This is a genomic window from Pedobacter sp. 01N310 (assembly GCF_056399805.1).
This window is the reverse complement of sequence record NZ_JBFTSB010000001.1, coordinates 271,546-298,048: the sequence shown is the minus strand read 5'-3', so window position 1 is coordinate 298,048 and position 26,503 is coordinate 271,546. Positions and strand designations below refer to the sequence as shown.

Below are 26,503 nucleotides of genomic sequence, written 5' to 3'. Positions count from 1 at the left end.
TCCCGAAACTTCGGGACAGCATGACGATTACAAGAAAGAGAGCTGTCTTCCTGAACTTGTTTCAGGATCTTTTAGAATGGTTAGTTTTATCATTAAGGGGTTAAGAACATTAAGATTTAAATTTATAAGTAAGCGGATATTTTAAACGAAAAAGGGATAAAATCTAATGACTTTATCCCTTTTCTATTTTATACATTATCGTTTACCAGTATACACTATAAAGTGCAACCAATAATCCGATGATGATTAAAGCCCCTACTGCAAAACTGGTTGAGGTTTTAAACATTTTAGCATCGATGGCCAGTCCTTTAGCTTCTGCCTTAACTTTGTTGCTCGCTAAACTGATGATCACCATACCAAGAATACAGAATACAAATACAAAGCCCATCCGATCTAAAAATGGAATTTCATAAACTCCAGCTGCATTTTTAACAGAGAAACCCATTCCTGATAACCATGAAAGATCGGTAAGTTTAGGTAAGAATTTAAGTAAAATTGATAAGCCGAAACCACCGATGGTAGCGAATAGTGCCGCACTTGAAGTTGTTCTTTTCCAAAAGAAACCTAAAATAAACATGGCAAAAATACCTGGAGAAACAAAACCTGTATACTCCTGGATATATTGGAAACCACCTTTTTTATCGATTCCTAAATGTGGTGCAATTAATACACCAAGAATCATCGCTACAATAATCGAAATCTTACCCGTTGTTACCAAATTTTTCTCAGTAGCATCGGTCTTTAATACTTTCTTGTAAATATCCAGTGTAAAAATAGTTGCAATACTATTTGCTTTACCAGCCAAAGAGGCTACCACTGCAGCGGTTAATGCTGCGAACGAAAGTCCTTTTAATCCGGCGGGCAGTAAATTCAGTAATACTGGATATGCACGGTCTGGGTTTACTGATCCATCTTGTAGCATTTCCGCTTGAAAGGCACCATCTTTATATAAAACATAAGCTGCAATACCTGGTAACACGACAATAATTGGCATTAATAATTTTAAGAATGCAGCAAAAAGAATACCTCCGCGGGCAGTCTCCAGGTTAGCACCCAAAGCACGTTGAGTAATGTATTGGTTACAGCCCCAATAATTTAAGTTCACAATCCACATACCGCCTACAAGCACGCTTAAGCCAGGTAAATCGATATAATTTTCGTTATCTGGCTTTAAAATCATGTGAAAATGTTCAGAAGCCTTTGAAGTCATTAAACTATAGCCTTCAAAAACACCTGTCGTTCCATAATGGGTAGAAACTAAGTTTAAAGCCAAATAGGTAGTGGCCAAACCACCCAGAATTAAGAAAAACACCTGAATAACGTCAGTATATCCAATAACTTTCATTCCACCCAGCGTAATAATAATGGCAAAACCTGCAATGGCGTACATACAGAAACTTAAATCGAAACCAGAAATACTGCTTACTGCTAAAGCACCTAAGTAAAGGATCGAGGTTAAGTTAACTACAACATAAAGTAATAACCAGAAAACAGCCATTATCATGGCCACCGTTCCGTTATAACGCTGATGTAGGAATTGCGGCATTGTAGCAATTTTGTTTTTCAGGTAAACCGGAATAAAGAATACCGCAACAACCACTAAGGTTAATGCGCCCATCCATTCGTAGGTTGCAATGGCCAATCCCATTTTAAAGCCTGATCCGCTCATACCGATAAACTGCTCTGCAGAAATATTAGATGCAATTAACGATGCGCCGATTGCCCACCAGGTTAAAGAGCCCTCAGCAAGAAAATAATCTTTAGAACCTGTAGATTCCGACTTTTTCTTGTTATAAATGTAGAGCCCATAAGCGGCCACAATAACGAAGTAAATTGCAAATACAATGTAATCCTTCGTGTCTAGTAAATTGTTTTTCATTGATTTATTTTGGTTAGTATACCTTGGGTTATTTAATTTTTAGCTGTATAAGCTGGTTCCGTTATCAGTTTGAACGGTGTAGGAACCAAGCTTGAGTCCGAACTGTAGTAAGTATTTTGAAGATAACGCTTCAATTAAATCGGTAATTTTTTCTTCCTTAACAATATTGATGGTACAACCACCAAAACCACCGCCCATCATCCTGGCACCTAACACATAATCAAGAGGTTTAACCGCATCAACCAGGAAATCTAATTCTTTACAGCTGACTTCGTAATCTTTGCTTAAACCTTCATGCGTTTCGAACATCAGTTTACCCAAACCTTGCAGGTTACCATTTTCCAGTTGCTCCGCAGCGGTTAATAAACGGCCGATTTCTTTCACTACAAAACTACATTTGGTGTAAACTTCCAGATCTTTTGGTTTAACATGGGTTTCTAACATGGCTAAATCTACATCACGAAGCGTACTTACATTTGGATAATGCTCCTTTACCCAGGCAACACCTTGTTCGCACTGTGATCTCCTTTTGTTGTAGGCAGAATCGGCAAGTGCGTGTTTTACATTCGTATTTAAAAGCAAAAGTTTATATCCATCTAATTTTAATGGGATATAAATGTGTTTCATCGATCTGCAATCGAGCATAATGGCTTGGTCCTTCTTGCCAAATACAGAGGCAAACTGATCCATAATTCCACAGTTAACACCAGCAAAAGTCTGTTCTGCCTTTTGTGCAATCAATGCAATATCCATTTTCGGAACGGAAAGTGAAAAAAGTTGATCGAGCGCGAAGCCAGTAGCACATTCTACAGCAGCAGACGACGATAAACCAGCACCCAAAGGCACGTCACCATCGATATAAAAATTAAAGCCACCCAACTGATGGCCTCTTTCTTTTAACTGATCGGCAACGCCTAAAATGTAATTGGCCCAACTGTTCTCTGATTTTTTCAGGTTTTTGATCGATGAAATATCAAATTGCTGATAACTCTCTGAAAATAAATGTATTTCATTATCTTCTCTTTTTGATATGGCTACATAAATGGCTTTATCTATAGCAGCAGGCATTACAAAACCGCCGTTATAATCGGTATGCTCGCCAATGATATTGATTCTTCCAGGCGAACGCACTAAAATAGGCTCAGCGTTGAAAAGTTTTTTAAATGTATTTTTTAAATCCTGTGCATTCATTATTTAATATTTAGTCTTCAGTTTTGTTGATTTTATAGTGGGCTACAGACATCTCTTTTAAACGGCTAGCGGCAAATTCAGGGGTAATATCGCGTTGAGGGTTAGCTAGCATTTCGTAACCGACCATAAACTTTTTAACTGATGCCGAACGCAACAATGGTGGATAAAAATGCATGTGCCAGTGCCATTCAGGGTAATAGCCATTGTTTACTGGTGCCTGATGCATGCCTGCAGAGTATGGGAAAGAGGTTTCGAACAGGTTATCATATTTGGTTGTTAATACCTTAATGGCATCAGCTAACGATTTTTTCTCAGCTTCTGTAAACAATTTAATGCTATTTATATGGCGTTTACTGATAATCATGGTTTCGTAAGGCCAAACTGCCCAAAAAGGGACAAGTACCACAAAATGATCGTTTTCGAATACTATACGCTCTTTTTTCTTTTGCTCCAGTTTTAAGTAATCGCCAAGCAAACTTCTTCTGTGAATAGCATAGAAGGTTTTCTGACGTTCGGTTTCTTTAGCAATTTCTAATGGAATATCGCTCTGCGACCAGATCTGACCATGTGGGTGTGGATTACTACAGCCCATTATTTCGCCTTTATTTTCGAAAATCTGAATGTACTTGATCCAATCATTTTCGGCAAGGCTATTAAATTCATTTTGCCAGACATTTACCACGGCAGTTATGGCTTCGACACTCATTTCGGGAAGTGTGAGGTTGTGCTTCGGGCTAAAACTGATCACCCGGCAAAGCCCTCTCTGATTATTGGCTACCAATAAATCTTCTTCGTTCATATTACCTGCAGGCGTATCTTCAAGCAACGCAGCAAAATCATTGTTAAAAACAAAACTTTCGGTATATTCTGGATTGCTATCGCCATCTGCCCTGCCATTACCAGGACATAAATAACATTTAGGGTCATATTCCGGACGGTTATCTGGTGTTACATCTTCAACCTTACCCTGCCAGGGCCTTTTAGTACGGTGCGGAGAAACTAAAACCCATTCGCCAGTTAATATATTTAACCTGGTGTGTGGATTACTATCGAGTTCGAATGTTTGGTTCATCTTATATTTTCAATTGGTTAAAGAAAAGAAAGCATTTAGCTTAACCCATCTAAGCCGCCAAATTATAAAATTATTATTAATTGTCAAAACGACAATTAATAATAATTTTTATTTTCGTGAAAATTTGAACATATTAAGCCCTTTAAAATCTCGGATAAAAATGATTGAATATTCTAGGCAGCCACATTATCTGGTTGCTGTTGATTGCATAGTGTTTGGGTTTGACGGTGAACACCTCAAAATTCTGTTGGTTAAGCGGGGTTTAGAACCCGAGATAAACAAATGGAGTTTAATGGGTGGTTTTGTGGGTGCAAATGAAAGTCCAGACGATGCAGCGAACAGGGTACTCAAAAAAATGACAGGTTTGGAAGGTGTTTACCTGGAGCAGATGCAGATTTATGGAGAACCTGACCGCGACCCAATTGAAAGAACACTTTCTGTTGGATATTTTGCCCTTATTGATATCCATAAATATGAGGCACAGTTAAATGACGATTACGAGGCAGAATGGTTTTTGATCAACGATAGGCCAAAACTTATTTTTGATCATAACCAAATGGTTGCCGATGCCCGAAAAAAATTAAGATACAAGGCTGCCCTCCATCCTATTTTATTTGAAATGCTCCCTAAAAAATTCACCATCCCACAATTGCATATACTTTTTGAGGAAGTAAACGATACTAAAATCGATACCAGGAATTTCAGCCGTAAAATTACTTCAACCGGACTATTGATTAAGCTAGCTGAAAAAGATAGAACAGGTTCTAAAAAAGGAGCATTCTATTTTAAATTAGATAAAAAGAAATACCATGCTAATTCGCAGGCGTTCTTAAACTTAATGCCAAATTTAAAGGTTTAAATTAAATTTCTTCGCACGATTAGCCTATTGCTCTTCATAATGATAGGTTAATCCTCCATCTACAAAATAAGTTGATCCGGTTACATAAGCGGCATCATCAGAAGCGAGGAAAGCCACTATTGCTGCCACATCTTCTACCTTACCCATTCGTTTTAAGGGGATATTTTGAAGTACTTTTTCCAACTGTTCTTTATTGTTCAATAAATCTTGATTAATCGGTGTTGAAACAGCTCCGGGCGCTACGTTGTTAATCCTGATATTAAATTGGGCTAATTCTGAAGCGAGATTTCTGGTTAACATCTTTAAGCCTCCTTTACTCGCACAGTACGCAGCAAAATGTGGAAATGCGATTTCTTCGTGTACAGAACTCATATTGATTACGGTTCCGGCTACCTTACTTTTCCTACAGTAATTTACAAACGATTGGATGGTAAAAAAAACACCTTTTAAATTTGTATTCATGATCAGGTCGTAATCTTCTTCAGTAACATCCCAAAAGCTGGCTTTTTTTTCTACGCCCGCATTATTTACTAAAATATCTAAATGGCCAAATGCTGCTACGGCATCGGTTATCAATTTAGCGGCTTCTTTGGCCTTACTTAAATCGGCCTTCAAAAAAGTTGCTTTCCTACCCATGTCTTGTATTTCTGCGATAAGTTTTTCGCCCCTTTCATCAAATTTATGGCCATTTAAAATAATATCACAGCCATCTTTTGCCAACCTTAAGGCACATGCAGCGCCAATTCCCTGACTGCTTCCGGTAATTAAAGCGATTTTGTTTTCAAAACGTTCCATAGTAAAATGTTATAATACATAAAGGGAATTGATGTGAATATGTTTGAGTAAAACTGAAGTTAAAATTAGACGGATTAACACATTAAATATAACTTCTTCTAAAAAACACCGTTATAGCTGTAATCATTTATTAGTATGTTTGGGCAACAAACACACAGTAAACTTAAATTAATCTTAAAACATGAACATTACCAAAAACCTTTTATTCACTACGCTCCTCGCTTTGTTTACCCTTACAATGTACTCTTGTAAAACAAAAAAACTGGTAGCAAAACCAGCTCCAGCACCTGTTGAAAAGCCAGCACCACCAGTAGAGGAAAAAAAACCAGCGCCTGCACCAGAGAAAGAAGAAGCTCCGGCTCCAGTTGAAAAACCCAACTTTAACTTAGACAATATCCAGTTTGAGTTTAATTCGTTTGTACTTAAAACATCATCATTCGCTATCCTGGATAAAGCAGTGGCGGAAATGAAAAAATCGCCTACCACCAAATTTGTACTTAACGGACATTCATCTGCTGAGGGTACACCCGATCACAATATGCAACTCTCTATCGACCGTGCAAATGCCGTAAAATCTTACTTTATAAACGCAGGTTTAAACGGCAGTAATTTTACTGTTGTTGGTCATGGCGAAAAAGAACCGATCAGCTCGAACGATAGTGAAGAAGGTAGAATGGTGAACAGAAGAACTGAAATAAAAGTTCAACATTAATTCTTAGAAATATAATAGAAAGCGCCATGGTTTAATTTCCATGGCGCTTTCTTATTTACAACGCGGTCGTCATCCTGAACTTGTTCAGCCCTTCGACTACGCTACCATTGACGTTATTTTACAAATTATTATTAATCAGTATTTTAATTGCTTTCGCATTTCCATCCAGCTGGGCCATAGCATTGTATCCCCGTTCTACTTAAATCCGGCCTAACAAATTTTTCGGGCTGAACTGTTCTGGCCGCACAACTGGCTTCAAAAGAAAAATTTTCAGCCGGCATTTTTTGTTTTTTCATGGGCCTTTATGCTTTCAGCGGCATTCAAGCTAGCTATGCTGGTCTTTTTGATGCCAAAAAGAAAGAGCCCTTTGGCGGCGGCGAGCCGAGGCAAGACCGTGCCGTATGGCAAAAAGAAATCATTTATACGTCACTCATATTGATTTTTATAAATAAATTATCCCTCAGGGTGACAATTTCAAAGGCATCTATTTCTGATACACCCTAATATAATCGACTTCCATCCTATTGGGAAATTTAGTATCATTTAACGAGCCACCATTCATACCGCCCATTGCCAGATCAAACAAGATGTAATGTTGTTGTTTAAAAGGATGAAAATCTGAGCCGTCATCATTTTTAAGATCGGTTAACAGCGTTTTGTTCAAAAGCATTCCATCTACAAATAAACTGATGGCTTCGCTATCCCAGTCCATGCGCCATATATGAAATTCAGATGCCCATTTTTTTCCGCCCAATTCGGCTACGGGTTTTGTGTTACTAAACCATTTCGCCTTTTTATCGGGCCCTAAACTTGCGATATTGGCCAATAATTTTCCCCGGTAGTATTCCATAATATCGATTTCACCGTTTGCAGGCCAGCGACCTTTTATGCCTAGTGTCCAAAATGCCGGCCAAAGCCCATCTGAAATGTCGATCTTTCCTCTCATTTCGAATCGACCATACTGCCAGCTTTGTAAACCTTTAGTAATGATACAAGCTGAAGTATATTCTATATTTTTTGTTTTTTTACGCCATTCGTTGCTTCCTTCTACATATAGCGGATTAGGTTTTACTTCTTTTCGCGCTTCGATAATCAACTTGCCATCTTTGCAGAAAGCATTTTCGGGCTGATACCATTGTAGCTCTTCGTTACGGACAAAACCTTTCTCATAATCCCAATTGGCTGGATCTGGAACGCCATTTTTGTTAAATTCATCACTCCAAATTAGCTTATAACTTTCCTTAACATAAGTATTTGAAAAATTGTGATCCTTGTTTATAGCGCAGGATTGGATTAAAATAATTATCCATACAATAAGGGTGAATGGGATTCTATTTGGCATAAGGATTTTTTGATCAACTAATTTAACATTATTCTTAAATAAAAAATTCTCTGGGTTTTGATAAAACCCAGAGAATAAGAAATTAACTTTAATACGTTAAAGTGATTTAAGCATTACTTCTTTTACAATCCAGAATTGATTTCCTGATGCCGTTAGCATCGTGGCAAGAAAGCCTATTGAAACTGTTGTTGATTGTGTTAATGTAAACTGGAACTTATTATTTGCAAAATTGGTATACCCCAATGAAGTTGATACATCGGCCACATCTGGCAGGGTATTACCAGCTGCTGCTACGATGTAAACCGGATCCTTTGCTTCATTTTTAGCCATGGTAATTTCGAAACTATAGCTGCCCGCCGGAAGCGTAAAAGTTTGGTATATTTTACCATTGGTAATTTGTGCAGTGCCATCCCAGCCCATTTCCATTGCCAAACAGCCACCTTGATCCGAGCACCAGCCACCTAAACCACCATGATTTTTAATATTTGCAGTAACTGTCCAATCGGCAATATTACGCCATCTACCACCACTTGCAGCAGCTAAGAATGGATTACCTTTATTTTTAAAATAGGTTGAGGTGATATCGGCTCCTACCCGTTGTGTTTGAAAAGCAGTTGAAAATGTATCGATTGAAACGGTATCAGGTAAAAACAACGTACGGTACCTAAGGGTCGTACCTGGCTTAATATCTGAGATAGAAGTTGTTGTCTCATCAATTTTAGCTCTGATCTTTTTAATTACATTACTCAGGTTCGTGTATTCTACTTCAGTAGCAAACACACCTGTTAAACGGTCCATTCCCTGCCAGGTAATTTTAGTTAGCCCACTTGCATCAGTAAAAGCGGATTCTATTGGCCGGTTAAACAAGGATGATTGATACCTCTGGCCATAAGACCTCCCCGTTTTGTATACCGGAATTGATTTATTCCCAACACCATCATAGGTATAGATTTCGAAATTCTGTACACCCTCTTTTACATTTTCTACAAAGTATTTCAACGTATCGATGGGATATTTTTTCTTTACGGGGATAACGACAGAATCGGCTTTATTATTCCAAAAGATTTTACACTGCGTCACTTTTGGATCTGCAAGAAACAACCCACGGATGTACACCCTATTATTTCCCGACATTACTTTTACTGAATCCAATTTCCCAGTGTAAGAGATCTCTCCCGTTTCAGTAAATTTTTTATAGTCGTCGGCCTTTGTACAGGCGAGGTAAGCGCCAGCCAACAGGATCATAAAAGCTAGTTTTATGGTTCTTATATTTATTTTTTGATTATTCATCTCTAAAATTCTGTTAAGTTATTGCCTCTATCTTGGGTCTCCATAAAGTTGAACTTCTGATACACTCATAAATGAGTTACCCTGCCAATTATTAATAGATTTTATGCGGATATACCTTACTTTTTTAAGGCCTACAGCAAAATTGTAGCTTATGCCGGCATTTGCAAAAGCGTAATCTTCACTTGTTTGCACACCATAAGCACTTTTAGAAGGTTTTTGAGAGCTGTATTTACCCAACATTACCCAGTTATTAAAACTTCCGTCAGCAGGTGGGTTATCGGTACCCCAGATTTCAAAATCTTTTAAGTTGCCACCGTAATAATAGGTGCGGCCAGCATTAAGGTATTCGGGGTAATTCCAAACCACAATACGGCTAAGCGTGGCAATTTTACCCAGATCAAAAGTTACCCATTGCGGCGTTAATACTGTGGTTTTGGTTAAGCATACACTAGGCCAATCGATAATGTTTCCGTCCCACATTTTAGCTACACCCGTGTTTGAATATTCTTGAGGAGTATCTGTTGGCAAAATTACTTCTTTATAGGTCGATTTAGATAAAACCGTTTCGTAAAGTGGCTTTAATGTAGTAAAAAGCGTATCGCTATAGTTTAACCACCGATCTCTAATGGTTATGGCAAATTTTTGGCTTAAAGTGTCTAAGCCCCTAACGGATTGATCGATATCTATAGCGGCGGTATAAATATTTTTTGATGTTGGTATATATTTACCTTTCGATAAAACCAAAACCTCTATGGCCAGATCGGCTTTTGATGGGTTAGTGCCTTTAAAGTTTAATCCGCCAAAATCAGCAACAGCTTTTAAACTTCTGTAAACACCCCAAATTGGGTTTTCCAGTGGTTTAACCTTAACGATAACAGGTTCTGAAGCGGTTTCACTTCTGTTTACACTATATACTTTTACCTCATGCTCATTGGTATCTCCAAATCCTTCTACCAATAAACTATTGCCATAATAAGAAGTTTTCACTTCCATTTGTTGGCCGTTGGCTAAATTGTATACAGCTTTTATATACAATAAATCTTTATCGCTAGGTAAGCTGAAGGTAATGGTTGCATTGCCTGCACCATTGGTAACGGAAACATTGGACACTTTTCCGGGAGGATTGGTATTTTTTTCCAATGGAACAATTTCTTCTTCCTTGCAACTCGAAAAGGCTACTGCTAAACCAAACAGCAACACAAGCAGGTTTCTATTCATTCTTTTCATATTGAATATTTTTATAAAAATTAATACTACCAACCTGGGTTTTGAACCAGTTTAGGGTTAACTGTTAAATCATAAGTTCTTAGTGGCCACAAATAATCACGTGGTGCCACAAAATTCTGGTTAAATATGGTTCTAACACGGTAATACTCTGAAGCCGTTGGCTGATAAACGCTCCATCCTGTGATGGATTGGTTAAACATTTCTGCAGCTCTTTTCCAACGCTTAATGTCCCAGTAGCGGCTACCTTCAAATGCCATTTCAATCAATCTTTCTTGCTGGATAATTTCGCGCATACCGTCTTTTGAAGTGTACTTGCCCGGATTGTTGGAATAAGTGGTCCATGAGGTTTGCACCGTTTGTAGTCCAGCTCTTGTTCTAATTTTGTTTATGTATTCGTAAACATCAGCAGAAGGACTGGCCAGTGTTTCGTTTAAAGCTTCGGCATACATTAAATAAAGATCTGCCATTCTTACCTGCGGCCATGGATAATCGCGATAACTGGCACCGTTGGTACCATTAATCATGTTCCAATCTACCAGTTTCTTGATAAAATAGCCGGTTTCGTTGTACCATCCAAAGTTGTTTGCACCGGCAACCTGATTAGATTTTCCTTCTAAAACAAATGTTCCCTCGTCAGAATTGGTTGGACTATCATATTTGTACCAAACACCACCATCAAAGCCTAAATCGGCATAAAACCTTGGTTCTCTATCAAAATTGATCCTCGCCGTGGTGTAACCTTCTTTAACATAAAACCGCTCACTTTTAACAGCTGTCCTTAGGGTATATTTATTGGTAAAATCGAGGGTTTTATCTTCATTGATCGGCACGCCATTTCTGCTATAAAACATTTCGGCAATTTTTAATGGTGGCGCCAACTGCTGTCTGGCACTACCAACCACCACAGTTGCAGCTAAACGCGGCATAGCAGCTCTTTGCATGTTAAAGGTTCTGCTGTTCGGATTTGCCCAAACATGCTCCAGGTTTACATTGAAACGCTCAGTTACGGCACCCTTAATGGTTAATTGCCTCAAGGTAGTATCTGATAGTTTAAAGGTGGTACCCGGAAACTGATATAATTTAAATCCAGCAGCTTCTGCACCTTCAATTGCTGCTTTGGCAGCATCGGAAGCTCTTTTCCATTTATTGGCATCGTAAGTGGTATTAAACAACACTACCCCATCCTTATCTCTAAAATTACTATAGTCGGTATTGCCATTAAACAGTGGGCTTGCAGCAGTTAACAGCAGTTTTGCTTTTACAGCAAGTGCAATGGGCCTTGTAATACGTCCAAGTTCAGTGCTTTTATCCGTAATAATTTGAGGTAGGTTAGGAATAGCCTGATCCAATAATCCAACTACATAGTTTACACACTCATCAAAAGGCATTCTTTTAACCCTCACGTCTTCTTCAGTAGCACTAATTCCTAAATTGACATCGATAATTGGAATTGGACCGTACATCCTTAAGAGATAAAAATTATAATAAGCTTTTAAAAACTTAACCTCCGCAATCCATCTTTGTCTTTCATCTAAGCTTAAATCTGGTATTTTGCTTAAATCCTGTACGTTTTCCAGAAAAATATTACAGTTTCTAATGGCTTTAAATAAACCATAATTACCATTTGGGTTATCGTTATAGTTGAAAACATTGCCACCACCCTGATAGCGCCCATTCCAGGCATCCAAATACGGATTTTCGGCACCTTGGCTACCCCTGGCCATCCGCCAGCCATAAGAAATAAACTCTCTTTCATCTAGCGAGGTCCATATTTCATCACCAGCCATGAAGCCAGCATTAAGCAGTGGTTCTCCATCTTTTGGAAGAAAGGAATAACAAGTAAACAGGTATTTTTCGGCCTCATTTCTTAGTGTAAAGGCATTATCTATTGTAGCTACGTTATCGGGCACAATATCCAGGTATTTTTTACAAGAACTAATGGATATCACGATAGCGAGTATGGCCAGCGTAAGTTTAGCTAAACCTGGCTTTGCCGTATCTTTTCGAAATAAAATATTGTTGATTTTCATATTTATCTTTTTAAGCTCAATCGTTAGAATGAAACATTTAAACCTAAATTATATACTGTTTGTACAGGATAGCCTAAGCCATTTCCGCCCATTTCGGGATCCCAAAGTTTAAAATTGCTAAAACTGGATAGGTTGGTCGCATTTACATAAACCCTGGCACTATTAAAACCAAGTCTTTTTTGCAGTTTGGTTTGCAGATTATAACCAAGTTCTACACTCTTTAATCTTAAGAAAGACCCGTTACGCATCCACCAGGTAGAAGTACGGGTATTGTTATTTACAAAATTCGGACTTAAACGCGGCCAGAATGCATAGCTATCTCTATTTTGCTCAGACCAGTGACTATTGGCTATTACCTCTAATAAGCCATTTTGTGTAACATTAGGATTGCCAGTTTCATTATTGAGTACGAAAGGTGAAATATTACCTGGATTAATGAAAAACGAAGACCTGGCCGAACCTTGTAAAAATGCAGAGATATCGAAGCCTTTAAAACCAAACGTACCTCCAAAACCATAAACGATTTCAGGACTGGTAGGTAAACCAATAGGCACTTGGTCTACATCACTGATAATACCATCGCCATTTACATCTCTATACTTAATATCGCCACCACCATAGTCTAAACCTGGCACGCCTGCAAACTGCACAGGTGAGTTTTTAGCTTCGGCATCATCAATAAATAAACGTTCGGCAATGTAACCGAATGATTGGGTAGTGGGTAAACCAATATGGTAGCGATAAGCCTCTTTGGTACTAAATGAAGGCTCATCATAAATTAATATCTTATTGGTGGCATAAGTAAAGTTTCCCCTCATTTGTAGGAACATGCCGTTGTGAAACGATTTGTTATAGCTGGCAGAGAAATCGACACCTTTACTTTCGGCTTTATTGGTATTCGCCCGTACAGATGCCTGTAAGCCCATTGAACTTGGAATAAACGTTCTGTCGGTTAAAATGTTCGAACGCTCGTTTTTATAAATATCGAATGTTAAATTCAAGCTATTAAACAAGGTCATATCTAAACCAATGTTGGTTTGTTTAGATTTTTCCCAGGTAATGAATGGATTAGAATAACGCGAAATTGAAATACCATCTCTATAGTATAAACCATCTTCGCCAAAGCTCGAACCAAATGTTCCATTGTTCATGTTTACTTCAGAAAGGTAGAAGAAACGATCGGAATCATTTCCAATCTGATCGTTACCCACCAAACCAAAGGTTGCCCTTAACTTTAAACTATTGATTACGCTTGTAAGTGGCTTAAAATAGTTTTCATTCGAAATAATGTATCCTAAACCGAATGAAGGAAAGAAACCAAAACGGGTATTTTCTGCAAAACGTTCAGAACCATTATACCCAAAGTTGAACTCGGCCAAATAACGGTTATCGTATCCATAAGTAGCTCTTCCTGATACTCCCTGATTACGCGATGGTAAAGATAGCTGAAGACTACCCGGATTTGCAGCCAGATAATTTCTCATGGTTGTAATCAACATCACGCCAACTGCATGTTTCTCTTTAAAAGTACGGTTGTAGTTTGCAGAAAACTCGGCATAAAAAGTCGAATTTAAATCCTTTTTACCTTCCGAGTAACCTAGATATTCGGTACCTACCGGACCAATTGATAATGCACCGCCACCGTTAATCAAGGTGAGTCCGATTGATTTATCTGGCTGCTCAGTAGCCGAATAATAAAAAGGATTGTAAGCGCGGGAAATATCAAAATAAGAATATCTACGGGCATAACTCATCATCCTGGCGGTTAAACCTGGTGTAATAAATTTTAAATCCTGCTTAATTTCTATCTGCGTTTGTAATGTAGAAGCATTTTTATCCTGATAACCTTTTACCATTTCGGCATAAGGATTCATATATAAACCACCTCTTGGTGAAATAGCATTACCAAATAAGGGGTGGTTGCTATAAGGTGATAAACTTGCCGGATAAACCGCAGGAAACATTACCGGATTAGACCAAATTGCCCTGTTAAATGTAGCCCCACCGCCTCCTACAGGACCGGTATAATCGTCAAACTGCCCGTAAACACGGATAATTGCTTCGGTGGTGTTGGTTAAGTTAATATTTACGTTAGAACGGACAGAATAATTTTTTAACTTGATATTACTATTAAAATTATTTAGATCGGCAACTTTTAATACCCCATTATCAATATTGTAAGTACCTGCAATATAGTAGCTCGCCTTAGTACCCCCACCAGAGATATTTATGTTATATCTTTGATTCGTGGTATAATCTTTTATCAATTGTTCTATCCAATTGTTGTTTGGATAAAGCAATTCATTTTCGCCCGCTGCAGTTGCGTCAATTTTAGTTTGGAGATATGGTAATATGGCCAACCTGTTACGGGTAAGCGCAGCTTCATTTGCCAGCTTCATATACGTTACATTATCAGCAAACTGGAAGTTTTTAGTATTTGAGGAAAGTGATGACTCGGCCCTGAACCCAAATTTTGTTTGACCTGCAACGCCTGATTTAGTTAAAATAAGTACTACACCATTTGCACCCCTGGCACCATAAACTGCCGATGCTGTTGCATCTTTAAGTACGTTAAAAGAAGAAATATCATCAGGTTGCAAACGTGCCATATCGTTCTGGCTTGATTCGATACCATCGATCAGGATTAAAGGATCTTGTTTACCTGCACCGAAAGTTCCTAAACCACGGATAAAAAACTGTGCATTATCTGCACCAGGTTCACCGCTTCTTTGATAAGCAATCATACCAGCTACCCTACCCGCCATCATAGTGGTTAGGTTACTTGTTGGCCCTTTAAGCTCTTTAGGATTAATGGCGGTGATAGAACTGATTACACTCGTTTTTTTCTGTGTACCAAAGCCCACCACTGCAACTTCTTCTAATGAATTGGCATCTGATGAGAGGGTTACATTAATTACATAAACGCCTTCGGCATTTTTATCGTAATTGGCAATGGCAACATTTTTGGGTTTATAGCCCACCAGTGAGAACAACAATTTACCTGTTCTTGGCAATTTGATCGTATACCGTCCAAACTCGTCGGTAGATATTCCACGGTTGGTGCCCGAAACTTTTACGTTTACACCCGGCAGACCGCCCACGGTGTCTTTTACTATCCCCCTAACCGTTACATCTGTTTGTGCAGATACTGTTAAGCTAGAAGTTGTAATTACTAAATAGATCAAAAATTTTAAGATTGACCTAAGGGTAATACCCTGCTGGTGTAGCGGGATTTTTTTCGGTAGTTTTTTCTTCATAAAAATGGTTTAAAAATGGTTAGCTATGTCAATATCCGGCCAGATAGATTACCATCATATTGCACTCGTAGAGGCATTAGGCAATCATCCAATCGAAATATTCGTCAGTATGGTTTGGGAAATAGCACAATGCCCTTATCCCTGGCAATTGGTTTTGATTAGTGTGCTTTTATAAAAAAGCATTAATGTTATTTTATTTTGCCAGCGGTTTTAAAAAACGGAATATTGAGTAGATTTAGCTTTCTTCATAATTTTGGGATTAAGGATGAATAATTTGTTAAGGGTAATACTGATTTCGGGCAAACCTTCAATCAGCAATTAGTTCGACAGCAATGGGGTATTTGTTTGTTTGTTTTAATCTTTTCATGATCGGTTAAAGGTTTAGGTTTTGCTTCTAAAAAACAGGATACAGCCGCTCTAAATTTGCTGCATCCATTAATTATTCTAGGTAGTTAATCTGGAATAATCTGGATCGATCTAATATTCTTATACTTGGTTGAAACAAATTAACTATAAAAAAAGCGGTCGTAGTGAGGGGTAATACGGTAATAAGTAGGGGTTAAATTGTTATTTTTAGGCCATTTCCAGTGATTTTAAGACTTTCAAGAAAAATTAAACGTTTAATTGACGTTTAATTTAAAACACATATTCAAATCACTTTCCCTGTTATGGTAAAAATTGGCTTGTACGATCTGCTTTAGATCTGTCTTTTGAAGTGCTTATTTTGATAAGGTGCAGCAATAAACGTTCTATACCGAAGATTATGGCTGAATAGCCATTTAGGCTGTATCCTTGTAAGAAAGGTTCCGGTTAGATGTGCATACTGATTTGCATATAAACAAAAAACTCTCCGAACCTTTCTTTGCAGAAAGATAAGGAGAGTAGTTAATCATTAAATTCAAATAGGTTAATAGCCAGGGTTTTGAAGCATTGAAGGCATCTTCGAAACTTCCGACTGTGGAATTGGCATTAAATAATGTTGTGGATTAAATACGTGCTGACGGATGGTATTCACCACCTGATAGGTATACACATTACCTGTTTTAGTAATATTGATTGCTTTATTAAAACCATTGTTTACATCAACAGCAATTTTCCATCTTCTAATATCATTCCAACGGTGATCTTCATTCATCAGTTCGATGCGGCGTTCGTTCTGAATAACTGCTCGCATTTCATCAACAGACATATTGGCCTTTAAACCATATAAATTATCAGCACCAGCTGTTATACCTGCTCTTTTACGAATGGCTACTAGTTTGGGATATGCCAGTGCTGTTTGTCCGGTTTCGTTAATGGCTTCCGCATAGTTTAATAAAATCTCTGCATAGCGGATTAACGGCCAGCCCCTTTCTGTATTGAAAGAACTGTTGCTTGATATATTTTCGTCGCACATTTTGCGGGCATAATAACCCGTTGTTGTTGGTCCTGTCCCGTTTGAAGTATACCCATCAGTTGCAGCACCGTTATAGGTATTTACCACAATTTTAGTACTGGTTGTGGTACTGTAATACAGCGATTGATTGTAGATAATGGAATAACCAAATCTTGGATCGCGGTTTGTGTACGGGTTTGCTGCATCATAGCCAGAAGTAGGGTCGGTAATTGCTTTTCCATTTTTCATTGGGAAAGCTGTTGCCAGTTGCTGTGTTGGTGTAGAATTTTTTGCACCTCCCCTTGATGGTGGATTATAATAACCTTCAAAATCACGGTTAGACGGTCGGTTAAAGCTGAAAATATACTCAGAATTAACCCGTTTTAAAAACACATTGTAAAAACCATAGCCCGGAGCAGTTACATTATCTTCGAACAAGCTGTAGGTACCTGTATTAATTAATGTTTCAGCAGCGTCGGCTGCTTTTTGCCAACGTGCCACACTATAACTGGGGTAACTTACAATTGGCTTTACAGCTGCCGATGCCTGGGTTATGGCGCCACCATTAAACAAAGGACTGGCGGCATACAATAAAACCCTCGATTTTAGTGCTAAACAAGCTCCTTTAGTTGCCCGGCCATAATCCTGTTCTGCATAATCAGTGGTAATGGGTAAAATATTTGCTGCAGCATCAAGCTCAGCCGTGATGTAATTAACGGATTCGTCAAATGATGACCGGGGAAGATCGATCACATCGGTAATGCCGTAAACATTATCACCTTCAAGCGGAATTCCACCAAAATTGATCAGCAGCAAGTGATAGTACCATGCCCGCAAAAATTTCAATTCGCCGGTAATACGTTTCTTCTTCGCTTCTGAAAGTGGAATAACGGGCAATTTAGATAACATCAGATTTACCCTACGGATATTGGCATACGGGGTTGTCCAAAAATCAGGCAAACTACCCCCACTCCAAAAGTTGGTTGGCGAAAGTGTCCCATTGTACATGATCACTGCATTCTGTGTTGGTCCTGAATAGGCATATTCCGCATCATCGGTAGCCATTTCGGTATTTCCGTGGCTGCTAAAACGCCCTTTTGCAAAACTATAAGACGAACTGCTATAAATCTGGGTAAGAAAACGGATAGATTTTAAACTATCTGAAAACACTGAAGCTTCAGTTTCTCCAGTATCCGCTTTACTATCTAAGAAATCGCTATTTTTTTTACATGCTGCTATTGAAGCACATAAACATATCATTAATATTATTTTTTTCATGTCAATCAATTATCAAAACGTAACACTTAAACCTAAATTGATCATTTTTTGTGGTGGATATTTAATTCTGTCCTGCCCTGAATTCGATTCTGGATCGAATTGATAACGTTTATCCAAGCTCGACCAGGTGAGGAGATTATATCCATTGATGTAGGTACGAATGCTTTGTACTTTTAATCTTTCGGTCAGCTTTTGAGGAAAATTATAACTGAACTCTGCATTTTTTAAGCGGAGATAATTCCCTGATATCATCCAGAATGTAGATGGATAAGCAGAAGGACTGCTTAAACCAGGACTTAAAGAAAGTAATGGATATTGTGCTGCATCTCCCAGTGCTGGTGTCCATGAGTTTTGGTGGATCGAAGTTAAATTTGAGGAAAATGCCTGAATGGCTTCTGCCACCCCACGAACATTAAAGTTGGTTGCGGCCTGAAACAATAAACTTAAACCGAAGTTTTTATAATTGGTTCGAAGTTCCAAACCGTAGTTTGTGTTTGGTAAATTCGGATCTCCATTTATAGACATATCATAACCATCAATTTTACCATCACCATTTAAATCGGCATATTTTAAATCGCCAATTCTTGGTGCAGTTTGAGGAACCGGACTTGAAGCAATTTCAGCTGCCGAAGTATAAAAACCAATCCACTGATAGGTTAAGATCTGGCCGATACTGTTACCTGTAAATGCCTGATAAGGGTAGGCTGGCAGAGGTTCATCACGATAAAGGATTTTATTTTTGGCCAGTGAATAATTTGCCCTCACAGAGAAATCAACATTGCCAATTTTATCCCTGTAGCTCATTTCGATCTCACCACCCTGATTTTGTACTTTACCCAAATTTACCGGTGGCAGGCCCACACCAAAAATTGATGAAACTGTACCTCTTGAAGTTAAAATATCGCTTCTTACATTGTGGAACAAATCGATTGAACCTGTGATCTTGCTTCCGAAGAGACCAAATTCCATCGCTACGTCTGTTTTCTTTTCCTTTTCCCAGGTTACATCATCATTACCCAATGTACCTTCTGAAATTCCGGTTTGTGTATTGTCTGAATAACCAAAAGATGCATTACCTCCATTGCTGTAATTTTGTTGGTAGTAATAGTTAAAACCATCGCCGATGCGGTCGTTACCTACAATACCGTAGGAGCCTCTAAACTTTAAAAAATCGATGAACTTTACGTTATCCTTCCAGAATTTCTCGTTCGATACCACCCATCCGGCAGATGCCGCCGGAAAAAAACCATACTTTTTCTTGCTCACGAAACGATCTGAACCATTGTAAGCCGCATTAAACTGAAATAAATATTTATCATCATAATCATAACCTACACGACCGGTATAACCTTTAAAGTTGTTTGGCACAAAATTGTAAACCGCATTATCATTGTATTTGATTACCGTATTGATATTGGTTAATGCTGTTCCATAAACGTGGTGGCTGTTAAAACTTCTATCGTAATTTAATATGGCCTGGGTAGTTAAATTCCTGATTGTACTGCCCGCCCCATAGCCGATAAAATATCTTCTTACACGATAAATATTCGGATCTCTGGGTTCGTAGGTATTGTTATCTGAATTGTAGATAAAAGATGGAAACTGATCTCTCGTCATACTTCTGGTATAATCGTAGGTACTTGCGTAAGAAAGCACCCCTTTTACCGATAATCCTTTGGTAATAAAATCTAATTTCTGGTTTACATTGGCCACTAAATTCATGTTATTACCGTATTTGCGGTTATAACCATAATGCGTAATCCTTCCTACAATATTATTTTGATTGTAGTTCGGATTCTCGTCTCTTTGCCACTTGCTATAGCCAAAACTTCCATCGGGATTGTAAACCGGATAATTGAATGGAGCTAGCGAAGCGAAACTTACATAATCGTAAAAGATATCGTTATAACCAAAAGCACTACCTATGTTATTGGTATTGGTTACGCCCAAATTACCATACAAATCGATTCTGATATCCATTGTATTGGTGGCCTTAATATCCAGATTTGAACGGTAATTGTACCGGTTATAGTAGAAATTGGAGTTTACACCTTGCTCTTCGCCGTAATTCCGCAACATACCATCCTGATATAGGAAACCCGCTGAAACAAAATACTTTACTTTTTCTGTACCGCCCGAGATATCAAAATTACCTTTTACCTGGCTACTGAAATCTTTGAACAAAATCTTTTTCCAGTCGTTGTTAGGATGTCCGTATGGATCAGAACCATCCTGATATTTCTGTAAATCGGTTTCCGTAAATCTTGGCGCCAAACCATCATTTGCCCTGGCCTGGTTATATAACTTTGCCGATTCGTAAGCATCTAAAAACTTTGGCATAACCGTAGGCTGCATTACACTGTATTCACTTCTAAAGGTAATCTGTGGTGTACCCAGTTTACCTCTACGCGTAGTAACAACCACCACCCCGTTTGCTCCTTTGATACCATAAATCGCTGTGGTTGCAGCGTCTTTAAGGATACTGATGTTTTCTACTTCGTTGGCATCGATGGCTGCAAACTGCTCCGGGCTGTATTCAATATCATCTACAATGATTAAAGGTGTGGTAGAACCGCCATTGTACGAACTGATACCCCTGATAAAAAATGTTGCCCCATCTGATCCTGGCGCACCAGAACGTTGTTGAGAAAAGAAACCAGGCAACCTGCCAACCAAGGTGTTTTGTAAACTGGCAGACGGATTTTGACGGATATCAGCCCCGGTTATGGTACTCATGGACCCTGTTAAGGTTATTTTTTTCTGTTTACCGTAGCCGATAACCACAACCTGTTCTAAGCCCTGTACATCATCTTCTAACTGTACGTTAACGGTTTTTCTGTTGCCAACCACAACTTCTTTCGGAGTTGAGCCAACAAATGAAACCACTATGGTACCGCTTGTTCCCTTTAACCGGAGGGTATAATTCCCTTTCCCATCGGTAACTACCCCATTGGTTGCTAAGCCTTTCTCTTTCACAGAAGCGCCTACTATAGGTCCTGTAGCATCGCTAACAGTTCCCGATACGACCTGGTTTTGTGCCATAACCAAATTGGAGGTTAAAAGCACAAGCAAAACCAGTAAATATTGATATATATATTTCATGTTATGATCTTATATTGGATTTGTACTGATTTACCAACCTTCGTTTTGAAGTAATAGACTGTTTTTGGTTGTTTCTGCATAAGGTACCGGCATGTGGTAAAGTTTATTGGTAAAAACTGAAGTCACTACCGGAATATTCTCGTACGTGAAAGTGTTGTTGGCATTTTTGGTAATCTTAGTACCATTCAATGCTCCACTCAGTACGGTCGGTGCAATTTTCCACCTCCTGATATCCCAGAAACGGTGTTCTTCAAAAGCAAGTTCTACCCTTCTTTCATTCATAATCAGCGTTCTCATACTCTCCTGAGAGATCCCTACAGGAATGCCATAACGCGTGTTTGTGCCGGCTGTTATGCCTGCTCTGGTACGTAAAAGGATAATCTGCTTAACGGCATCTTCTGTTCTGCCTACCTCGTTTAATGCCTCTGCATAATTGAGTATAATTTCGGCATATCTGAAAATGATAAAATTATGCGATTGGTTGGTGTAAGTGCTATTGGTAGCAAAATTCCCCATAAACTTGCGCATGTAGTAACCTGTACGGGTTTGCACCGTTGTTCCTCCTGGTTTATCCAAACCACCCTCGTAGGTTTGCACCCCTCGGTTTAACCAGTTTACGCCGTTATAAAAAATGGTATAATCTAACCGAAGGTCTCTGTTGGTATAAGGCGCCGCCGGATTGTAGCCCGATGCCGCATCGCTAATCGGCAACCCGCTCCGCATGGTAAATGCATTCACCAAATCGGCCGTCGGACTTGTTCTACCATTACTCAATGCGGGTGCTCCATAACCGGATGGTGCATTGGTGGTTTCTATACCCGTATTTACCGCAGCCTGTTTGCTCAGTATAACTTCAGTATTTTTATTGGTTAAAAACACATTGTTAAATACAGGCTGGAGTTGATAATAATTTAAAGCATTAAGTTCTACCGCGGCATCAATTACTTTTTGCCAACGGGTAGCATCGGCTGTTGGATAACCTGTTAAGGCTTTTAATGTTCCATTTGATTCTACACCGCCACCATTATATAAAGGACTTGCCGCATATAAATAAGCCCTGCATTTTAACGCGATTGCTGCTCCTTTAGGAATTCTGCCCCAATCCGAAGTGGTATAATTTGCGCCTGTTTCTAATCTTAAGCTATCTTTAACTGCATCACATTCACTAATGATATAATTTATGCAATCAGCAAAACTGTTTCTTGGCAATTCGAGGTTATCTTCGAGGGTAAAAACCTTATTGCCGATTAACGGAACACCGCCATATCTTTTTAATAATTCGAAATATAACAATGCCCTAATGTACCTGGCCTCTGCTCTCCAATATTGTTTGGTAAGCGCAGCAACCGGCACCACATTAATATTGGCCAGAAAAATATTAGCCGCTCTAATGCCGTAGTAACTGTTACCCCAATAAGGATCGGGATTGTTTAGCGTACTTATCCTGCCATTTGTAAAATATTCTACCTGGGTGTTGTTTCTTGACGGAATGGCATCTCCTGAAGCTGCATCTAAAAAATCGCCGTCTATCCGGTTAAAACCATTTGGCATATAGTTGTATACACTGTTTAAAAAGAAACCTGCCACAGTTCCGTTTTTATCCTGATCATCCCAAACTAAATCTGACTGAATCCAATCGCGAGGTTCGGTTTCTACCTTTTTACATGAAGTAATGGCCATAGCCACCTGAAAACCAAATAGCGCAAGTATGATATATTGTTTAAAATTTTTCATGTGATTAAAGTTTAATGTTGATACCCATATTGATCGATCGCTGGATTGGATAATTGCCATTATACACCTCCGGGTCTACGCGATCGTAAGCGGCTAGTGTTAGCAAATTAGTAGCATTGCCAAATACCCTGATGCTCTGTAAACCAATTTTCTTGGTCCAATAGTCCGGTATCGTGTAACCTACCTCAACATTTTTTAAGCGTGCGTAATTGCCCGAGTGCTGCCAGAAAGTAGAGGTAGCTTCGTTATTGATGTTTGTACCAATCGATAATCTGGGCATAACAGCGGTAGCTGCTGTTTGAGGAGTCCAACGGTCGAGATTTTGTTCCCAAGCCTGTCCAAAACCATTGTTTTGAAAGGCCCACTCCGTATTTCCGTTCAGGTAAATGGTGCGGTTCATTGCCCCTTGTATCAACGCACTAAAATCGAATCCTTTAAATTGAAAGCCTAAATTTAAGCCATAGTAAAACAATGGTTTTGCATTACCGATTGCTGTTTGATCCAGCTGATTGATGATTCCATCTCCATTCAGGTCGCGGTATTTAATATCACCAGGCTGTGCGGTGTATCCTTCCAATTTGGCGCTGTTATTTACTTCAGCGTTATTTTGAAATAAGCCATCAGCAATGTATCCAAAGCGCTGGCCAACGGCCTGCCCTGTTCTGGCCATCCAAGGGAAAGGTTGGTTTACCTCATTTTGATAGAGCACTTTCGATTGTTGCAATCCACCTGTAGCAGCAACGTAATAGCTAAAATCATTCACCGTTTGCTGGAAATTCAGTTTGAAATCCCAACCGGTATATCTGCTCTGGCCAATGTTTTCTAATGGATAGTTCTGTCCGATAAGCGCAGAGTTTTTACCTCTTTGCATCAACAGGTCATAATATTTATTACGGTAATATTCGACAGTAAAACTCAACTTGTTATCTAAAATCGCACCCTGTAAGCCTATATTAAACTTATTTGCTTTTTCCCATGTAATATTCGGATTGGCTAAAGGCTGTTCATAAATACTGGTATTAGAACCTGGAGTAGAACCAAAATAAGTAGCTGTTCCATCAAAATACCTTTGGATGTAAACAAAGTAACCAGGATTATCGTTTCCGGTTTTACCGTAAGAACCATACAGTTTTAAGCTGCTTAACCATTTGGTATCTTTTAAAAAGTTTTCCTTATTGATGTTCCAGGCTAAAGCCATGGCAGGAAAAAATCCATACTTATAATCGCCTGATGGCGGATAATAATTTGATCCATTATATCCAAAAGCCACATCGGCAACATATTTCTCATCGAAATTATACGATGCCTTTCCCGAAATTCCTTGTACCGTATAAGGAAGATCTGAACCTGTAAATGAATTATCGTGGTTAGCGAGTAAAACTGCACTTACGCCATGTTTGTTAAAATTGCGGTCGTAACCAAGTGTTAGCTCCTCATAATCTGAGTGCCCCTGGTAATTAATGCCTGTATAATTGTTTTGTGTACCAATGCTACCATATTGCGTATAAACTTTGGTAGTTGGATTATAGAAAAAACTGGCGAACGATTTATTTCTATAGGTATTCTCAGACAATGTTGCATAAATTGAGGCCTTAGCTTTTAGCCAAAGTCCTTTTGTAATTTCATCAAATGTTCTTTTCAAGAATAAATCGGCCGATACATCTCTTTTATATGTTCCGATATAACCTGAAGAAATAGCTTGGGCATAAACGTTGTTCTGATAAGATGAAGTGGTAGCAAAACTTCCATTTGGATTATAAATTGGGTAGGCGTTGTTCGGTGTACTATAAATGGAACCCAATATTGATTGCGAACCATAACCGGGTTCGTTTCCATTGATTAAACGCCCCATCAGATTAATCCCTGCTGATAGTTTCTTACTGATCTGCAGATCTACGTTAGAACGGATGACATAACTTTTGTAATCGTTGTCGGTATTGTAAGTATTAAGATCTGAAGTCCTGAAAAGTCCATTTTGATCTACATGCTCAACAGCGACAAAGTATTTTCCAAAATCATTACCTCCCGATACATTTAAGGTATAATGATTGAAACGCGAAGTGGGTTTAGTTACCAAATCTTTCCAGTTTACATCGGGGTGGCCTTGTGAGTCGCTTCCGGTTTGGTAAGCCTGTAGGTCTGCTGATGTATAAATTGGTGTTAGGCCATCATTCACCCTAGCCTCGTTGTATAAACTGGCATATTGAAATGAATTTAAGCCTTGTGGGAGTTTAAGTGATTTTTGAAATGCAGTTTGCGCAGTAAATGAAATGGTTTGCTTTGCCTTAGATCCTCTTCTGGTCGTAATTAAAATTGCACCACTTGCTCCTTTTACACCTAACATTGCTGTTGAAACAGCATCTTTTAAAACCGTAATCGACTCGATCTCTTCCATATTAAAAATGGTGAGTTGCCTTGGTATACCGTCGACAATAATTACCGGGTTTTGTCCTCTCAGCGACATCGTGACTGCATCAGAACCTAATGATCCAAGTGAAAGTAAAGAAGCGGTTCCATCAGTCCGGCCTTCGGAGCCTAATCTGCCCGAATTTTGATTGGTATATAAACCTGCTAAACGTCCGGTAATGGCCGATTTTATAGAAGTTACAGGAGTTTTGGTTAAATCTGTTGTATAAACAGCATCAGTTGCCATGGTAGATAACGATTGTTTAACCGTTTGATCATAGAGTATTCTAACTGGTTTTAATGCTGCAACACCTGGGTTTTTGCTGCTCACCATAATCACATTCTGGCCTTTCCTGATCTCAAGTTTTAGCACCAATGCGTTTGAAGTATAAACTTCAATCAGATCGCCAGTGCCATAGCTTAACTCAGCAATACCGTTGAGATCGGTAATGGCACTGGTTTTATTTTTCGTGTTAACAAGCTTAGCGCCTACAAGGGGAAGCTGATTTTCATCAACTAGGTAGAGGGATGGAGCCTTTTGCAGTGTATCAATATTCTGCTTAAAATTCAGGGCAGATTTAGCCTCGTTAGAAGCGTGCACCGGGATGATTTTAAACAGCAATAAAAACACAACCGAAAATTTCAGTAGTAATTTTTTTTGCATACTAAGAGATGGTTGGTTTAAAAAATTCTGCTCAGGTGAGCGGGTTTGTTTAATGGTTATTTTAAAAAAGTATTAGTTAAATGCTTTTCAATTTGCAGGGAAAGATGTTAAATAAAATGTCGTTTGTTTTTGCTCATATCTTATTTGTTTGTTACTTGGTCTAACAAAGTAACCATTAAATTACCCCTCAACTGAGGGGTAATACGGTAATAAATAGGGGTTAAATTGTTATTTTTAGGCCTTTTATGCTATTTTTCTGCTTTTTGGCCAGAAATTAAACGTTAAATAAA

16 protein-coding genes are annotated in these 26,503 nt (G+C 38.7%); 3 read left to right on the top strand and 13 right to left on the bottom strand.

Translation table 11 applies throughout. The annotated features are described in order from the left end of the window. Window positions 1-202: 202 nt before the first annotated feature. From AC1DNH_RS01000 to AC1DNH_RS00990, 3 genes are read right to left on the bottom strand one after another with little or no spacing between them, the layout of a single operon-like run. Window positions 203-1,879 (bottom strand): sodium/sugar symporter, encoded by a 1,677-nt coding sequence (locus AC1DNH_RS01000; RefSeq protein WP_477581133.1) that lies wholly within the window; start codon window positions 1,877-1,879, stop codon window positions 203-205. Between the two features lie 39 nt (window positions 1,880-1,918). Then, window positions 1,919-3,070 (bottom strand): galactokinase, encoded by a 1,152-nt coding sequence (locus AC1DNH_RS00995; RefSeq protein WP_477581134.1) that lies wholly within the window; start codon window positions 3,068-3,070, stop codon window positions 1,919-1,921. A 10-nt stretch (window positions 3,071-3,080) separates the two neighbouring features. Beyond that, window positions 3,081-4,142 carry a UDP-glucose--hexose-1-phosphate uridylyltransferase gene (locus AC1DNH_RS00990; protein WP_477581135.1) on the bottom strand — a complete coding sequence of 354 codons (1,062 nt, stop codon included), beginning with the start codon at window positions 4,140-4,142 and terminating at the stop codon, window positions 3,081-3,083. Between the two features lie 160 nt (window positions 4,143-4,302). Here AC1DNH_RS00990 and AC1DNH_RS00985 point away from each other — a divergent pair, with 160 nt between their 5' ends. Further along, the gene (locus AC1DNH_RS00985) at window positions 4,303-5,001 is read left to right on the top strand and encodes an NUDIX hydrolase (RefSeq protein ID WP_215128033.1); all 699 of its coding nucleotides are present in this window, start codon (window positions 4,303-4,305) and stop codon (window positions 4,999-5,001) included. 24 nt (window positions 5,002-5,025) lie between these two features. On the opposite strand, the gene AC1DNH_RS00980 is transcribed toward AC1DNH_RS00985, so the two are convergent. Further along, complete coding sequence (locus tag AC1DNH_RS00980) at window positions 5,026-5,796, bottom strand: SDR family NAD(P)-dependent oxidoreductase (RefSeq protein WP_477625081.1); 771 nt, start codon at window positions 5,794-5,796, stop codon at window positions 5,026-5,028. 181 nt (window positions 5,797-5,977) lie between these two features. Between AC1DNH_RS00980 and AC1DNH_RS00975 the strand changes: the two genes are divergently transcribed. Next, a complete protein-coding gene (locus tag AC1DNH_RS00975; protein ID WP_230150534.1) occupies window positions 5,978-6,508 on the top strand; it encodes an OmpA family protein in 531 nt (176 codons plus the stop codon). A gap of 484 nt (window positions 6,509-6,992) precedes the next feature. On the opposite strand, the gene AC1DNH_RS00970 is transcribed toward AC1DNH_RS00975, so the two are convergent. The 5 genes from AC1DNH_RS00970 to AC1DNH_RS00950 form a co-directional block, all read right to left on the bottom strand. Next, window positions 6,993-7,850 carry a glycoside hydrolase family 16 protein gene (locus AC1DNH_RS00970; RefSeq protein WP_477584860.1) on the bottom strand — a complete coding sequence of 286 codons (858 nt, stop codon included), beginning with the start codon at window positions 7,848-7,850 and terminating at the stop codon, window positions 6,993-6,995. A 96-nt stretch (window positions 7,851-7,946) separates the two neighbouring features. Beyond that, window positions 7,947-9,140, bottom strand: a complete 1,194-nt coding sequence (locus tag AC1DNH_RS00965) for a DUF4998 domain-containing protein (RefSeq protein ID WP_215128041.1) — start codon at window positions 9,138-9,140, stop codon at window positions 7,947-7,949. Window positions 9,141-9,167: 27 nt separating this feature from the next. Next, window positions 9,168-10,367, bottom strand: a complete 1,200-nt coding sequence (locus AC1DNH_RS00960; protein ID WP_477609532.1) for a DUF5000 domain-containing lipoprotein — start codon at window positions 10,365-10,367, stop codon at window positions 9,168-9,170. Window positions 10,368-10,393: 26 nt separating this feature from the next. Then, entirely contained in the window at window positions 10,394-12,397 is a 2,004-nt protein-coding gene (locus tag AC1DNH_RS00955) for a RagB/SusD family nutrient uptake outer membrane protein (protein ID WP_477582503.1), read from the bottom strand. 23 nt (window positions 12,398-12,420) lie between these two features. After that, window positions 12,421-15,654, bottom strand: coding sequence for a SusC/RagA family TonB-linked outer membrane protein (locus AC1DNH_RS00950; protein WP_477609530.1), 3,234 nt, complete (start codon window positions 15,652-15,654; stop codon window positions 12,421-12,423). Window positions 15,655-15,679: 25 nt separating this feature from the next. On the opposite strand from AC1DNH_RS00950, the gene AC1DNH_RS00945 reads away from it, so the two are divergent. After that, complete coding sequence (locus AC1DNH_RS00945) at window positions 15,680-15,829, top strand: hypothetical protein (protein ID WP_477582499.1); 150 nt, start codon at window positions 15,680-15,682, stop codon at window positions 15,827-15,829. Between the two features lie 732 nt (window positions 15,830-16,561). On the opposite strand, the gene AC1DNH_RS00940 is transcribed toward AC1DNH_RS00945, so the two are convergent. The 4 genes from AC1DNH_RS00940 to AC1DNH_RS00925 are packed head-to-tail and all read right to left on the bottom strand — an operon-like array spanning window position 16,562 to window position 26,213. Then, window positions 16,562-18,307 carry a RagB/SusD family nutrient uptake outer membrane protein gene (locus AC1DNH_RS00940; protein WP_477609706.1) on the bottom strand — a complete coding sequence of 582 codons (1,746 nt, stop codon included), beginning with the start codon at window positions 18,305-18,307 and terminating at the stop codon, window positions 16,562-16,564. Between the two features lie 12 nt (window positions 18,308-18,319). Next, on the bottom strand, window positions 18,320-21,409 hold the full coding sequence (locus AC1DNH_RS00935) for a SusC/RagA family TonB-linked outer membrane protein (protein ID WP_477625080.1): 3,090 nt from the start codon (window positions 21,407-21,409) through the stop codon (window positions 18,320-18,322). Window positions 21,410-21,439: 30 nt separating this feature from the next. Further along, entirely contained in the window at window positions 21,440-23,143 is a 1,704-nt protein-coding gene (locus AC1DNH_RS00930) for a RagB/SusD family nutrient uptake outer membrane protein (RefSeq protein WP_477583089.1), read from the bottom strand. 4 nt (window positions 23,144-23,147) lie between these two features. Beyond that, on the bottom strand, window positions 23,148-26,213 hold the full coding sequence (locus AC1DNH_RS00925) for a SusC/RagA family TonB-linked outer membrane protein (RefSeq protein ID WP_477610766.1): 3,066 nt from the start codon (window positions 26,211-26,213) through the stop codon (window positions 23,148-23,150). Window positions 26,214-26,503: the final 290 nt, after the last annotated feature.

Bases quoted from the DNA above. Each gene is read 5' to 3' on its own strand.
- AC1DNH_RS01000 (WP_477581133.1), bottom strand. From the start codon at position 1,879: ATGAAAAACAATTTACTAGACACGAAGGATTACATTGTATTTGCAATT.
- AC1DNH_RS00995 (WP_477581134.1), bottom strand. From the start codon at position 3,070: ATGAATGCACAGGATTTAAAAAATACATTTAAAAAACTTTTCAACGCT.
- AC1DNH_RS00990 (WP_477581135.1), bottom strand. From the start codon at position 4,142: ATGAACCAAACATTCGAACTCGATAGTAATCCACACACCAGGTTAAAT.
- AC1DNH_RS00985 (WP_215128033.1), top strand. From the start codon at position 4,303: ATGATTGAATATTCTAGGCAGCCACATTATCTGGTTGCTGTTGATTGC.
- AC1DNH_RS00980 (WP_477625081.1), bottom strand. From the start codon at position 5,796: ATGGAACGTTTTGAAAACAAAATCGCTTTAATTACCGGAAGCAGTCAG.
- AC1DNH_RS00975 (WP_230150534.1), top strand. From the start codon at position 5,978: ATGAACATTACCAAAAACCTTTTATTCACTACGCTCCTCGCTTTGTTT.
- AC1DNH_RS00970 (WP_477584860.1), bottom strand. From the start codon at position 7,850: ATGCCAAATAGAATCCCATTCACCCTTATTGTATGGATAATTATTTTA.
- AC1DNH_RS00965 (WP_215128041.1), bottom strand. From the start codon at position 9,140: ATGAATAATCAAAAAATAAATATAAGAACCATAAAACTAGCTTTTATG.
- AC1DNH_RS00960 (WP_477609532.1), bottom strand. From the start codon at position 10,367: ATGAAAAGAATGAATAGAAACCTGCTTGTGTTGCTGTTTGGTTTAGCA.
- AC1DNH_RS00955 (WP_477582503.1), bottom strand. From the start codon at position 12,397: ATGAAAATCAACAATATTTTATTTCGAAAAGATACGGCAAAGCCAGGT.
- AC1DNH_RS00950 (WP_477609530.1), bottom strand. From the start codon at position 15,654: ATGAAGAAAAAACTACCGAAAAAAATCCCGCTACACCAGCAGGGTATT.
- AC1DNH_RS00945 (WP_477582499.1), top strand. From the start codon at position 15,680: ATGTCAATATCCGGCCAGATAGATTACCATCATATTGCACTCGTAGAG.
- AC1DNH_RS00940 (WP_477609706.1), bottom strand. From the start codon at position 18,307: ATGAAAAAAATAATATTAATGATATGTTTATGTGCTTCAATAGCAGCA.
- AC1DNH_RS00935 (WP_477625080.1), bottom strand. From the start codon at position 21,409: ATGAAATATATATATCAATATTTACTGGTTTTGCTTGTGCTTTTAACC.
- AC1DNH_RS00930 (WP_477583089.1), bottom strand. From the start codon at position 23,143: ATGAAAAATTTTAAACAATATATCATACTTGCGCTATTTGGTTTTCAG.
- AC1DNH_RS00925 (WP_477610766.1), bottom strand. From the start codon at position 26,213: ATGCAAAAAAAATTACTACTGAAATTTTCGGTTGTGTTTTTATTGCTG.